At 73.9% G+C, this 13,667-nt stretch carries 9 protein-coding genes; 4 read left to right on the top strand and 5 right to left on the bottom strand.

The features are described 5' to 3' along the window. Window positions 1-187: 187 nt before the first annotated feature. From AB0O09_RS00985 to AB0O09_RS00970, 4 genes are all read left to right on the top strand, one after another. Complete coding sequence (locus AB0O09_RS00985) at window positions 188-892, top strand: TNT domain-containing protein (protein ID WP_363538862.1); 705 nt, start codon at window positions 188-190, stop codon at window positions 890-892. 197 nt (window positions 893-1,089) lie between these two features. Continuing rightward, complete coding sequence (locus AB0O09_RS00980; RefSeq protein ID WP_363538860.1) at window positions 1,090-3,126, top strand: thioesterase domain-containing protein; 2,037 nt, start codon at window positions 1,090-1,092, stop codon at window positions 3,124-3,126. Between the two features lies 1 nt (window position 3,127). After that, window positions 3,128-4,393: an ATP-grasp domain-containing protein gene (locus AB0O09_RS00975; protein ID WP_363538858.1), complete on the top strand. Its 1,266-nt coding sequence runs from the start codon at window positions 3,128-3,130 to the stop codon at window positions 4,391-4,393. Window positions 4,394-4,550: 157 nt separating this feature from the next. Next, complete coding sequence (locus AB0O09_RS00970; RefSeq protein ID WP_363538856.1) at window positions 4,551-4,703, top strand: hypothetical protein; 153 nt, start codon at window positions 4,551-4,553, stop codon at window positions 4,701-4,703. Window positions 4,704-4,734: 31 nt separating this feature from the next. Here the strand turns inward: AB0O09_RS00970 and AB0O09_RS00965 are convergent, their stop codons facing one another. The 5 genes from AB0O09_RS00965 to AB0O09_RS00945 form a co-directional block, all read right to left on the bottom strand. Beyond that, the gene (locus tag AB0O09_RS00965; RefSeq protein ID WP_363538854.1) at window positions 4,735-5,505 is read right to left on the bottom strand and encodes a hypothetical protein; all 771 of its coding nucleotides are present in this window, start codon (window positions 5,503-5,505) and stop codon (window positions 4,735-4,737) included. Continuing rightward, window positions 5,489-6,718, bottom strand: a complete 1,230-nt coding sequence (locus tag AB0O09_RS00960; protein WP_363538852.1) for a hypothetical protein — start codon at window positions 6,716-6,718, stop codon at window positions 5,489-5,491. Before AB0O09_RS00960 ends, AB0O09_RS00965 begins: the two co-directional genes overlap by 17 nt. 58 nt (window positions 6,719-6,776) lie before the next feature. Continuing rightward, window positions 6,777-9,731, bottom strand: a complete 2,955-nt coding sequence (locus tag AB0O09_RS00955) for a BTAD domain-containing putative transcriptional regulator (RefSeq protein WP_363538850.1) — start codon at window positions 9,729-9,731, stop codon at window positions 6,777-6,779. Window positions 9,732-9,915: 184 nt separating this feature from the next. Further along, window positions 9,916-11,184: a cytochrome P450 gene (locus AB0O09_RS00950; protein WP_363538848.1), complete on the bottom strand. Its 1,269-nt coding sequence runs from the start codon at window positions 11,182-11,184 to the stop codon at window positions 9,916-9,918. Further along, on the bottom strand, window positions 11,181-13,442 hold the full coding sequence (locus tag AB0O09_RS00945) for an alpha/beta fold hydrolase (protein WP_363538846.1): 2,262 nt from the start codon (window positions 13,440-13,442) through the stop codon (window positions 11,181-11,183). Before AB0O09_RS00945 ends, AB0O09_RS00950 begins: the two co-directional genes overlap by 4 nt. Window positions 13,443-13,667: the final 225 nt, after the last annotated feature.

The following is a 13,667-nucleotide window of genomic DNA, read 5'->3' as shown; positions in this document are numbered from 1 at the left end:
CCCGGCCCTGGCGGCTGCCGGCCCTGGCTGGCCGTCAGGTCGATTAGCCCGCACGGGTGTTCTCCGACCGGCCGCCGCCGGGGTTCTTCGCGCGCGGAGGGGGTTGCGTGTGCAATGACGGTGCTGTCGGGCGCCGTGCCTCCGGGCACCCGTGCCGCCCGTTGACCCGGTCCCCCTGGAGCTGCCCGTGCGCTCTCTCACGCTCGTCTCGTTGTCCATGGCGGCCGCGCTGCCGCTGACGCTCGTCGCCGCCGCGGGTGAGGCCGCGGCCGCCGCGCCGGCCCGTGCGGCGGCCCGTCAGCTGCCCGCGGACTGTCCCGACCTCCTGCCGCCCGACGACCCGACGGTCCACTACTGCGGCCGCCCCGAGCTCGGTCCGGCCGTCCTGCCCACGACGGGGCCGGTGGCGACGCTGCTGAAGGGCTATCACCGGCTCGGCGGGCTGCAGCCGACCCAGTTCCTCGACTGGTACCGCGTCGGCGACCAGTGGAAGTACCCGGGCAACCGGGGCTTCGCCGAGCTGAACGGCGTCCTCGACATGCACCGGCGGACGATGGAGCCGGGCGGTCTGCTGGACCGCTTCGGGGCCGACACCGGCAAGTACCTGGCGACCGGCGGGACGCCGTACGCCAAGCGCGCCCTGCCGCCGGACTCGCTCAACGGCGCGGGCAACGGCTACCACTGCTACGTGGTGAACCGCGACTTCGACGTGCAGGCGGGCCACATCGCGGCCGGCTTCGCCCAGCCCGGCTTCGGCGTCCAGGAGTGGCTGGACCCGGCCCTCAGGCCGGCCGACTTCGCCGACTCCGAGACGTACAACGTGGCCAACCTGGTCAAGCACGAGTACCTCGCGGACACCGCACCCGAGCGGTGTGCCGCGAACCGTCCCTGAGCGGCCGCACGCACGCGGCGTCCTGACGGGGAGGGCGGGTGACCCCCGCCCTCTCGGCGTGCCGGGACGCCCGTCCGGCTCCCCCGTAGGGAGGGGACGGCCCGAAAGACCCGACGCCGTGCCCATTACCGGTCCCGACGGCGATGCCCAATCATGACGGGAGAGTCCATCGCGGGCACGCCAGGAGGGGACCGGGCATGAGGGTAGACGAATTGTTGCCGTTGTGGGCCGGACGCGGCACGGGCCTCCCGGTCTTCTGCCTGCCCCACGCCGGCGGCTGCGCGTCCGCCTACCGCGGCATCGCCCGGGGCGCACCCCCGGAACTCAGCCTGCAGCCCGTCCAGCTCCCCGGCCGGGAGACCCTCGCCCGGCTGCCCCTCTGCGACGACGTGCCGCACCTGGTGGACCTGCTGGGCACGGCCCTGCGTCCGCTGCTGGACGGGCCGTTCGCGCTCGCCGGGCACGGCATGGGCGCGCTGCTCGCCGCCGAGCTGACCGCCTGGCTGGAACGCCGCGGGGCCCCGGCACCCCGGCTGCTGGTCGTCTCCTCCTGCGGCGGCGACCCCGGGCCGGACGCCATGCCGACCGGCGACCTCGGCGACGCCCGGCTGCTCACGGGGCTCGCCGGGCTCGGCCGGACGGCGCCCGGCCCGACCGCGGACCCGGAGACCAGGGCCCACCTGCTGGACGTCCTCCGCAACGACCTGCGCCTGCTGCGCCGGTACCGGCCGGGCCCGGGCCGGCTGACCGTCCCCGTCCTGGCGATCGGCGGCGACCGCGACCCGGCGGTGACCGCCACGGCGCTGGCCGCGTGGCGCCACCGCACCGACGGCGACTGCCGCGTCGAACTCCTGCCGGGCGGCCACTTCGTCCTCCACGAGCAGGCCGCCGCGGCCTGCGCCCTGATCGCACGGCGACTCCGGCAGGCGGCGCGGCCGTTCGACGCCCTGTCGGCGGCGGACCGGGCACGGTTGCCGGCCGGGCTCGCCGACGCCTTCCCGGCCTCCGCGGAGCAGTCGGCGCTGCTGGCCGACCGCCGGGGGCCGGGCCGGGACGTGGTCGGCGTGCACGTCGAGGCACCGTTCGACGAGGAGCGGTTCCGGGCCGCACTGCGCACGGTGACCGCCCGTCACGACCCCCTGCGCAGTTCGTTCGCGGCGGCCGGGTTCTCCGTGCCGCTGCAGCTCGTCCGGGCGGAGGCGGACCCGCCGGTGGAGGTCGGGACGGGTGGCGGCGCCGCGCTCGTCCGCGCCTTCCAGCGGCGGCGGTTCGCCGCCGACGCCGACGCGGCCGGGCCGCCGGCCTTCCGCTGCCACGTCGTCCGCGAGCCGGCGTCCTTCAGCGTCTCGGTGGCCGCCCACCACGCCGCGGTGGACCGCTGGAGCGTGTGGGTCCTGCTGGCCGAGCTGGTCGCCCTGTACGAGTCCGAACTCACCGGTTTACCGGCCGAGTTGCCCGACGTCCCACCCGACGGGCACCGGCGGCTGGCCGTACCCGAGTACGCGGACCCGGCCTCCGCGGCGTTCTGGCTCGCCGAGGCGAACGCACCGCCGTTGCTCCTGCCGCTGCGCGCCGCGGACGCCGTCCCCGACCCGGACGAGGCACGGTTCATCCCGCTCGACGGGCCGGCCGTCGACCGCATCCGCGCGGCCGCCGAGGAGGCGGGGGTGCCGCCGAAGAGCCTCTACCTCGCCCTGCACGTCTGGTCGCTGGCGCAGGCGACCGGACGCGACAGCGACATCGTCACCGGCCTGGTGACGGACTGCCGGCCCGCCGGCGAAGGCTCCGACCACCTGGTGGGACGCTTCTCCAAGACCCTTCCGCTGCGGCTGCGGACCACCGGCGGCAGCTGGGCCGACCAGGCCAGGCGGGCCTGGAGCGCCGAGCGGAGCACCGCCGCGCACCGGCACTTCCCGCCCGCGGAGATCGAACGCCGGCTGCGCCGGGCGCCGTTCGACGTCGCCTTCGGCTTCACCCGGTTCCGTCCGCGCCACCGGCTGGAGCACCTGGAGACCGCCGTCGGCTCCTGGTGGTCCGTCGGCGGGGCGGGCATCCCGCTCGGCGTGGACGTGCTGCTCGGCTCGCCCGACCTCGGCAGCGGCGTGCTGGTCGCCTTCGACCCCGGACTGGTCAAGGCCCCGGTCGTCGACGAGTACATCCAGTCCTTCACCTTCGCACTGCTGTGCGTCGCCAACTCCCTTCCGTTCGTCATGCGCACCTTCCCCGGAGGCTGACATGCTGGTGATCGCCTATGACCACGGGGCCGCCGCCGCGGCGGAGATCGCCACGGCGCTGGCTGCGGACACCCCGCTCGCCTTCCTCGTCCCGCGGACCGACCACACCGTTCAGGTCCGGCCCCTGCTGGAGCAGTTGGGCACGGTCGTCGACCTGGCCGGTGACGACCGGGACGTCGCCCGGGTCCGGGCGCTGCGCCCCGACGGCATCGTCACCTACAGCGAGCCGATGCTGCGGGACACCGCCCGGATCGCCGCCGCCCTGGGGCTGCCGGGCCACCGGCCGGAGACCGTGCTGCTGCTCACCGACAAGGAGCGGCAGCGCCGGCGGCTCGCGCAGGCCGGGGTGGACGCGGTGCGCCACCACCCCGTCCACCGCCCGGAGGACTGGGCCGCGGCCCTGGACGCCGTCGGCCTCCCGGCCGTCGTGAAGCCGCTGTACGGCGGCGGCAGCCGGGACACCCACCTCGTCCGGGACGAGGAGACCCTCGCCCGGGTCGCCGAACGGCACCCCGCCGGCATGATGGTCGAGGAGTACCTGCAGGGCAGGCCCAGCCTGCCCTACGGGGACTACGTGTCGGTCGAGAGCCTCTGCGCACCGGACCGGATCACCCACGTCTCCGTCTCGGGCAAGTTCCCGATGGCTCCCCCGTTCCGCGAGCAGGGCCAGTTCTGGCCCTCGGCGCTGCCCCCGCAGGACGTGGCCGCGGTGGCCGACCTGACCACCCGGGCGCTGCGCGCGCTCGGCGTGGACTTCGGCGTCACCCACACCGAGGTGAAGCTCACCGCCCGGGGGCCGCGGATCATCGAGGTCAACGGCCGGCTCGGCGGGCTCGTCAACGAGATCAGCCGCCGGGCGGCGGGAGTCGACCTGATCCGGCTGGCCGGCCTGCGGGCCACGGGCAAGGACGACTGGGCCGAACCGGAGCCGATGGACCGGGTCCACTTCCAGTACTGGGGCGCCGGGCCCGCCGAACGGTGCCGGCTGACCGGCGTCGAGGGCGGCCGGGAGGCCCGGGCGGTGCCGGGCATCACCGCCTACCGCCCGATCGTCAAGCCCGGCCAGTGGCTGTTCGACGGCGGGATGACCTGCCAGCTCGACATGGTGTGCGGAGAGGCGGCGTCCCACCGGGAGATGTTCGCGGTGCTCGACGAGGCGCTGGGGAGGATCGCCTACGACTTCCGGTTCGAGGACGGGCGCACCGTCCGGGTCGCACCGCCGCGGCCGTGGAGCGAGGCCGCCGGTAGCGCGTCGCCGCAGGTCTGAGGGCCTGCGCCGCGGCCGCTATCGCGGTGGCGGCCGAGGCGATAGTGCACCGATGCGGTGGCAATGGGCGGCCTTCCTAGCGTGAGCATCACGGGGAAACGCCGAGCAGGGCGCCACCGCCCGCCGGCCCGGCCCCGCCGACACATGGGAGACAGCGATGACCAAGCTCATGTTCGTACGTGCGTGCGCATGCCTGCTGGCCGCCGTGGCCCTCACCGCGGCCGCCGACTCCCTGGAGTCGCAGACCGGCCCCGCCCACCCCGTGCACGTCGTGGCCGACAACCCCTGGGGCCCGGGCCCGCAGTCCTGACGCCCGGTTCGCAGTCCTGACGAGGTCGGGGTCAGACGGGCGGCATCAGGTCGCTCTCGCTGACGGTGTACGTCAGCGGGGGGTAGGTGAAGTCCGCTTCGTGGTTCTCGCGGCGCCGCAGCCGGTAGAACTCGCGGCTCTGCTCGTCGTCGGCCGCCACCAGGCGCGCACCGTCCGGGAGGTGGGCGTGATCGTCGCGGAAGCGGACGAAGGTCTTCGAGGTCCGGAAGGTGACGCCCAGCCAGTGGTTGTCCGAGGCCGGGACGGTCGTGTCCAGCACGATCCTGTGCCTCAGCCGCCGGTTCGAGGCGACGGAGAACGCGACGACGCCGTTGTGGGCGAGCGGGATCTCGAACCCGTCGAGGTCCGACTCCTTGGATTCGAAGATCAGCTTCCTCGACGGACCCGCTTCGGGACGCAGGTAGCAGGAGAAGACGGCGATGAACGAGCCGTCGGCCAGATCGAGGGCCTGGTCACAGTGGGCGCCCATGGTCCGGTAGGCGTCGGTGTAGCGCTCGACGAGGGCGTTGTTGAAGCCGACCGGGAGCGCCGCAGCGTCCCGGATCCGCCGCGCCAGCCGTTCGTGCACCGCCCGGAAGCGCTGCGCCGGGCTGCCGTACCGGGTGGTGGTGCGCACGAGGGGCACGCCGCCCGCCTCGTCGACCCTGGTGAGCACGGCGCCCCGGCGGCCCCTCCCCACGTCCTCCAGGCGGGCCGACGCGGCCAGCTCGGCGAAGAGGTCCTCCGCGGCCGGCAGGGTGCACGAGACGATCTCGTCCGCGATCCTAGGCCCGGGGTGCACGGTAGTCCCCCGTGTTCATGCTGAAGAGCAGTTCGTCGCCGTAGTCGACGGAGGACGAGGACCTGTTCTCCTCGGCGTACAGCCGGCGCAGCTCGTCCATGCCCTCCGGCGTGGGCGGCCCCAGCCGCACCGGGCCGCCGGCCGCCTTGAGGAAGGTGTGGCCGCCCTTGTGGACGGCCTCGGCCTTCGAGCAGCGCACCACGTAGCCCAGGCGGGTCGGGAGCAGCCCGGCGTCCAGCGCCGAGGGCCGGATCTCGTGCGTGTACAGGCGGTTGGTGGACAGCGGCGCGAAGAACACGGAACCGGGGTGGAGGGTCACGGTGAACTGCGCCGGGAGCGCGGCCCCGTCGTGTCCTGCGCTCGGCTCCTTGAGGCGGAAGTGCAGCCTGGTCAGCGCGCTGACGCCCTTCACCCCGCGGTCGAAGGCGTCCTCGGCCGAGGGCTGCAGCCCGTCGAGCCGGTCGTAGAAGGTGCAAAAGGCCATGATGCCGTTGACGGGCATGTCCTTGGTCTTGTCGGCGTGGGCCGAGATCCTGGCCTTGGACTGCTTGCGCCCGTCCGCGGCGGGGGTGTTGTGGTAGATCTGGGCGAGCACGTGGTTGAGCGGAGCCTGGTTCCGGAAGACGGCGGCGGCCTCGCGGTTCAGCGCCTCGACGATCTCCGTGTCGGTCGGGCGGAAGCCCTCGGTCGGCCCCGAGAGGTTCGTGGAGCAGCGGAGCAGGCGGAAGTGCAGCTCGTCGCCGTCCCGGGTGACGGGCGTCAGGTAGATCCCGCTGCGGTGGGCCGTTCCGGGCTTGGTGGACTCCGTCAGGGACTGGAAGGCGTGCTCCGCACGGATCCGTCCGAAGTGGTCGGCGTCGGGGTCGAAGAAGCAGGGGTAGTACACGCCGACGCCGTGCACCCGGACGGGGACCCGGCCGAGGCCGACGACCGTCCACGGCTCGTCGGCGTCCTCGCGGTGACCGTGCGACAGCTCCCGGACGACGAACACCCGCTCCGCCGCCCGCAGGTGGTGCCTGCTGACCCCGGAGACGTCACCGCACAGGTAGACCGTCCTCCCCGCGAGGTCGGGTGCGCCGGAGGCGAGCTCCTCCGGTGTGACGGTGGACCCGAAGAAGTCCCTGACGACGTCGTCGTCCTGCAGCTCCGGGGGTGCGACCAGGACGGTGCGTGCGGCCTCGATGCGGGCTTCTGCCGACTCTGTGGTGTCCATCAGACCTTGATCGTCCCACGGGGGCCCGACAGCGGGCAACGGAATGACCCGGGAGGGCCTAGCGGTTGACCCCGTCCAGCCGTGCCAGGGCTGTGCGGGCCCGGGTGAGGGCGGCCCGGTGGTCGTGGTCCTCCAGCACGCGCAGGGCCTCCTGCAGCAGGTTCCTCGCGCGGCCGTCCAGCCCCTGGGCGAGGCACACCTCGGCGAGGCTGACCCGTACCTGTGCGGCCGCGTGCAGGTGTCCGGCCGCTTCGGCCGTGACGAGGGCGCCCTCCAGGCAGCCTGCGGCCTCCGCGTGGTCGCCCCTGGCCATGTGGGTGTCGCCCAGGCCGTGCTGGACGATGCACTCCCCCAGCGAGTCGGCCTGTCGCCGGACGATGGCGAGGGCCTCCCGGTACCAGCGCAGGGCGTCGCCCAACCGCCCCTGGCTGAGGCAGAGTTGCCCGAGGCGGTGGAGACTCATCGAGGCGACCCGCGAGCTGCCGATCGACTGGCAGATCCGTAGTGCCTCGGTCAGTTCCTGTTCGGCCCGGCCGGGGTCGCCGCCGGCGGCGTGGATCGGTGCCATGTTGGACAGGACGTGGGCGCGGCCCAGCGGGTCCCCGGCGAGCCGGAAGAGCTCGGCCGCCCGTTCGTAGCGCCGGAGCGCGCCGTCGAGGTCGCCGACGGTGTGCAGGCACAGCGCGATGTTGCGGTTGGCCAGGGCCGTTCCGCCGGTCTCGTCGAGTTCCTCGAAGAGTGCCAGCGATCTCTCCAGGTGGGGAAGTGCCTGCCCGGCCTGCCGCTGCGAGAGGTAGAGCGATCCGAGCGAGCAGCGCACCGCCGCCTCGCCGCGGACGTTGCCGGTGCGCCGGACGAGCTGCAGGGCCGTCTCGTGGCTCTCCTGCCAGTCGGCGTAGTGCTGCCGCACTTCGAAGAGGGTGACGAGTTGGGTGGCGGCCTCCCAGCACTCCTCGTCGAGGCCGTGTTCGGCGGCGAGGCCGACGGCGGCGAGGAGTCCGGGCCGTTCGGTGTCCAGCCAGCCGAGCGGGTCGGTCAGGACGTGCCGGACGACGGCCTCCGGGGCCTGCCAGCGGGCGGAGCCGCCGCGGACGACGGTGTAGTTGCCGCCCCACAGCTGGGCCTGGGCGAGGTCCATCAGGCCGAGCCAGCCGGCGAGAACGGCGCGGACGGTGCGGGCGCGCTGTTCGGCGGGGAGCCGGTCGACGGACTCCCTGAGGTAGAGGCGGACGAGGCTGTGGAAGCGGTAGCGGGGGTTGTCGGTCGGTTCAGCGTCGGTGGCGACGAGCAGCTGGCTGGTGGCGGCCTCGTCGATGACGTCGTTGGCGTCCTCGGTGTCGCCGCCGAGGATCGCGCCGGCCATCCAGCCGGGTAAGGCCTCCGCGCCGAACAGGCTGAGGTCGCACAGGAGGTCGCGCAGGTCGGGCTTGAGCGTGTCGAAGGTCGAGGAGATGGTGCTGCGGACGGCCCGGTTGCCGTGGGCGAGTTCGTCGAGCCGTCGGCGCTCGTCGTGGATGCGGTGGGCCATGGAGGAGATCGTCCGGTGCGGCGAGGCGGCGAGGCGGGCGCCGACGATGCCCAAGGCGAGCGGCAGCCGGTCGATCTCGCGCACCAACTGGGCGCTGGCCAGGGGCTCCTGGGCGACCCGCCGGTCGCCGACGATCCGGCCGAGGAGTTCGACGGCCTCGGTCTGGGTCAGCACGTCCAGGTGGACGGACTCCAGTTCGGGGAGGCCGGTCTGCGGGCGGCGGCTGGTGACGACGACGCCGCAGTCCCGGCCGCCGGGCAGCAGCGGGCTGATCTGGTGCTCCTCGGCGGCGTCGTCGAGGATGACCAGGATCTTCTTCTCGGCGACCAGGCTGCGGAACATCGCGGCCCGCTCGTCGAGTTCGTCGGGGATGTCGCCGGGCGGGACGCCGAGCGCCCGCAGGAAGTGGTCGAGGACCCGGACGGGCGCCGCGGTGACGGTGTTGCTGCCGTGCAGGTCGTAGTAGAGCTGTCCGTCGCCGAAGCGGTCCTGGAGGGCGTGGGCGACGTGGACGGCGAGGGCGGTCTTGCCCGTCCCGCCGGGGCCGTACAGGTTGACGGCGCGGTAGGGGTGGTCCTCGGGCCCGCGCGGGTCCGCCAGGACCGCGGTCAGCCGGTGGACGGTCTCCTCGCGGCCGATGAAGTAGCGCGACCGCCTGGGGAGTTGGCGCGGGGCGGCGGGTCCTTCGGGTTTGCCGTAGCCGGGGTTCAGCTCGGGTGCGTCGCGGAGTATCTCCTGTTCGAGGCGGCGCAGTTCGTCGGAGGGTTCGATGCCGAGTTCCCGCACCAGCAGCCGGCGGCCCTCGCGGTAGATCTGGAGGGCGTCGGAGCGCCGTCCGGCGCGGTGCAGGGCGAGCATCAGCTGGCCGCGGAGCTTCTCGCGCAGCGGGTGTTCGGCGATCCGGTCGGCGAGTTCCTGGATCAGTCCACGGTCGCGGCCGCGCAGCAGTTCCAGGTCGAAGTACTCCTCCAGGACGGTGAGCCGTTCCTCGTCGAGGGCGACCGCCCGGCGCTGCAGGACGTCGCTGTCCACGCCGCCGAGCGCGGGCCCGCGCCACAGGGCGAGCGCCTCGCGGTAGGTGCGCACCGAGGTCTCGAGGTCCCCGGCGTCGCTGGCGGAGCGTGCGCCGCGGACGAGTTCGGTGAAGCGGTCGACGTCCCGGCGGCCCGGGGCCAGCATCAGGGCGTAGCCCACGGGGTGGGTGACGAGGGCCTCGCTCATCCCGATGACGCCGAGGGTCTTGCGCAGGGTGGAGATGCAGATCTGGATCTGGGTGCGGACGGTGGTCGGCGGGTCCTCGGCCCAGACCACCTCGCTGAGGTGCTCGACGCTGACGATCTCCCGCGGCCGGCAGGCCAGGGCGGCGAGCAGGAGCCGGCTCCGCCTGGCCTGGAGGGGTACCGAGGTGGCGCCGCGCGTGACCTCGAACGGCCCGAGGAGTGCGAAGTGGACGTCGTCGTCCGCATCGTGCGGCTGCAGCCCCATCTGGTTCCTTTTCTGGTGGATTCCGTCCGGTGGGCCCGATCGGCTGCCCTGCCTCGTGAGCGGACGGCGACCGTGAGTGGCGATACGAGCCGCGGGTAATGCTCGCATGCTTCATCCGTGGGCGAAACCAGTCTGTCGACGCGGTGTCAACATCCTTTCGGAACAACCGATGGGACGGGGGCGCTCACCCCTGCGGGCCTGTCGGGCGCAGCGTCATGGCGACCGGCATGCTGCCCAGGCCGGCGATGAAGTTGGACCGCAGGCGCCGGACGGGGCCGGCGGGTTCGAGGTGTTCCAGCCGGCCGAGGAGTTCGGTGAACAGCTCGTTCAGGGCGATCCTCGCCAGGATCGCGCCCAGGCAGTAGTGGGCGCCGGCCCCGAAGGTGATGTGGCGGTTGCCGGTGCGCCGCAGGTCGAAGCGGGCGGCGTCCCGGAAGACGGTCCCGTCGCGGTTGGCCGAGCCGACCCAGGCGGCGATCGCCTCGCCCTTGCGCAGCACCCCGCCCTCCAGTTCCACGTCCTCGACGGCGTGCCGCAGGAAGCTGCTGGCGGGGGAGGTCCAGCGCAGGCCCTCCTCGACCAGCGAGGGGACGAGTTCGGGGTGCCGGCGGGCCTCGGCGAGCTGGTCGGGGTGCTCCAGCAGGGCGAGGACGGTGCCGGTGAAGGCGTGCGGGGTGGTGGCGTTGGCGCCGAGCAGCAGGCTGTAGCAGTTGTAGACGGTCTTCGCCCGGCTGCCGAGTCCGGCCAGCAGGTCGAGCAGGTCGCCGCTGCCGTCCGGCCGGGCGGCGGTCTGCTCGGTGAAGTACGAGAAGAGTTCGTGGTGGGCGATGGCCAGGGTGGCGTGCCGGTTGCGGATCGTGAAGCCGGGGTCCTCGGGGGACGCGGCCATCGAGGTCCATCGGACGAGGTCGGGCCAGTCCTGCTCCGGGATGCCCATGAGCGCTCCGGTGAACGTCATCGGGAAGTCCAGGGCGGCGGTGACCAGGTCGAAGGGCCGGCCGTCGGCGGCCGGGGCGAGGACGGCGCGGGCGGCGGCCCGGATGCGGGGCCGGGCGGCCTCCAGGGCGTTGCGCTGCAGGGCGTGCTGGAGCGGGCGGCGCAGTGCGGCGTGGTCGGGCGGGTCGGTGGAGACCATCATCTGGCCGGCGGCCTCGTCGCCGTGGCCGAGCTGGTCGAGCAGGCTGCCGCGCTCCGAGGTGAACGCGCGGGAGTCGCTGAGGACCCGGCGGACGTCGTGGTAGCGGGTGACCGAGGCGAAGCTCCGGCCGTCGGGCAGGGTCTGGCGGTGCAGCGGTGCGGCCCGGCGCAGGTGCGCCCAGATCCGGTGCGGGTCGCCGTCGGCGTGCAGGCCGGGGTCGAAGAGGTCCACCGCATCGAGGTCGACGTCGGGGACGGGCTCGGGGGCGGGCTCCTGCCGGGGGTCGCTGCCGGTGTGCCGGGTCAGGACGGTCATCGGGCCTCCCCGGGCCGGTCGGGCGCCGCGACGGTGGCGAGCGCGGCGCCGAGGGCGTCGACGTACCGGTCGACCAGGGTGCCGGGGACGAGCGCGGGGTCGTGGGCGACCAGCACCCCGCTGCCCAGGTCGGGTGCGTCGATCATCGCGTCGACGCCGAGCGGGAAGCTGGCCTTGTCGTAGGACCACCACTCGTCGACCTTGAACCGCAGGTCGTCCACCTGCCGGTACGGGTGGAAGTGGGTGAAGTTGAAGGAGACGTCGAAGGCGGGCCGGCCGAGGCCCTGTTCGATCGCCGAGAGCGGGTGGCGCCGGTGGGCGAGCAGGCGCTGTTCGGCCTCCCAGGTCCGCCCGGCGAGTTCGGCCCAGTCGCCCTCGACGGACCGCAGCCGCAGCGGGACGGTGTTGAGGAAGAGCCCGATCAGTGCGGCGGAACCGGGCACCTCGGGCCTGCCGTTGGCCACCAGGCCGGTCACCAGGTCGCGGTCGCGGCCGGTGGCGAGGGCGAGGGCCCGCAGGTGCAGGGAGAGCAGCAGGCTCTTCAGCGGGACGCCGGCGTGTTCGGCGGCGGCCTCCAGGCGGGTGACGTCCGCCGGGTCGAGCGGGAGGTGGCGGGTCGCGACCGGGTCGGGGACGGCGCCGTCGGGGCGGTCGGGCAGAAGCAGCGGCGGCACGTCGGCCTCGGCCTGCCAGAACGGTGCGGACCCGGCGGCGGCGGCCTCCAGGGCGACGAACTGCCGGTGGCCGTCCGCCGGCACGGCGGGCAGCTGCGGGGTGCGGCCGGCCAGTTCGGCGTCGTAGCAGGTGAGCAGTTCGACCATCAGCTGGGCCATGCTCCAGCCGTCGATGACGGCGTGGTGGATGGCCAGGGTGAGCCGGAATGCCTCGGGCTCGCGGGCGATGTGGATGCGGAAGGCGGGGGGTGTGCCGCAGTCGATGCCGGTGGCGAGGTGGCGTTCGCGGAAGGCCCGGACGAGCGCCTCGCCGTCGCCGGTCTCGATCTCCACCGGGACGGTGACCTCGGGGTGGACGAGCTGCACGGCGGTGGAGTAGGCGGCGAGGTCGAAGGAGCTGCGCAGCAGCGGGTGGCGTCCGGTGAGCGTGCGGAGCGCGGCGCGGAACTTCTCCTCGTCGAAGGGCGCGTTGACGCGCAGGCCGACGAGGTCGTTGTAGAGGCTGGGGTCGCCGGCGAGTTCGCAGAGGTAGATCAGCCCGACCTGGAGGGTGGAGGCGGGGTAGGCGTCCTGCAGTCCGGCGGGCAGCAGGGCGCGGTCGGCGGGGCCGAGTCCGTCGAACGGCCGGTGGGTGGGTTCGGGTGCGGCGGCCGGGGTGAGGAGCGGGACGAGTTCGGCGACGGTGGAGGCGGTGAGGAGGCCGCGCAGGGGAAGGTCGAGGCCGCGTTCCTTGAGGTCCCCGACGACGGCGAGGGCGATCAGCGAGTCGCCGCCGGCGGCGTAGAAGTCGTCGTCCGGGGTGATGCCCTCGTCGCCCAGGTGGTGGCGCAGCACGTCGAGGAGGGTCTGCTCGGGTGTCCCCGGGCGTTGCGCGATCAGGGCGGCGACGGTGCCGGGGTTCTCGAGGACGGCGAAGTGGCCGCCGGGGAGGATCTCGACCCGGCTGCCGGCGGTGGTGCGGTCGCGCCAGGTGGCGAGTGCCTCCTCGTCCGCGTCGGGGTCGTCGGTGCCGCCGAGGGCGAGGATCGGGACGTTCACCGTGTCGTAGGTGGGCCGGTAGCCGCGGACGAGCCGGAGGTCGTTGCGGATGGTCTCCAGGATGAAGGAGAGCATCTCCTCGTTCTGCAGGACCTCCGGCGCGGTGCCGCCCAACTCGGTGAGGACCTCGGCCAGTTCCCGGTCGGTCCGGTCGCGGGCGGCCATCCGGTTGTGCCGGAAGTCGCCCGCGTAGGCGGAGACGACGAGCAGCTCGGGCGCGGGCCCGCCGTTGCGCTCCAGCCAGGCGGTCAGCTCGGCGGCGATCAGGGAGCCCATGCTGTGGCCGGCCAGGACGAAGGGCCGGTCGAGCCGGGGCAGCAGGCGCGGGCCGAGCCAGTCGACGAGCTGGCGGGCGTCGTCGACCAGGGGCAGCGCGACGAGGTTCTCGCGGCCCGGCAGCTGCACCGGCTGGAGGTTGACGGCCGGGCGCAGGTCGCGGGCCAGGGTGCGGAAGGCACCCGCGCCGGCCCCTGCGTGCGGCAGGCAGAAGACCGGGAGACCGGGGAGGTCGTTCTCCCAGAACGGCAGCAGATCCTCTGTCCTCATGCGGGGTTCCTCTCCGGGTTCGGGCGGGTTGCCGTCATCGTCCGGGGTGTTCGCGGTGCGGGTGTACCGGCCGGGCGTCGGCTTTCCGGGGTGCTCTCCGCCGTGCGGGGGAGGCGGCGGTGCGCCGGGACCGCCGGCATCCGCCGCGCGGCGGATGCCGGGGCCGATTCCACTCCCGGGGCGGATGGTTCCGCCGGTCCGGCTCGGCGAGTTTGGTACCGCAGA

The organism is Kitasatospora sp. NPDC093679, assembly GCF_040683455.1.
Taxonomy (GTDB): Bacteria; Actinomycetota; Actinomycetes; order Streptomycetales; family Streptomycetaceae; genus Kitasatospora; species Kitasatospora arboriphila.
This window is presented reverse-complemented; position numbering and strand designations above follow the sequence as displayed.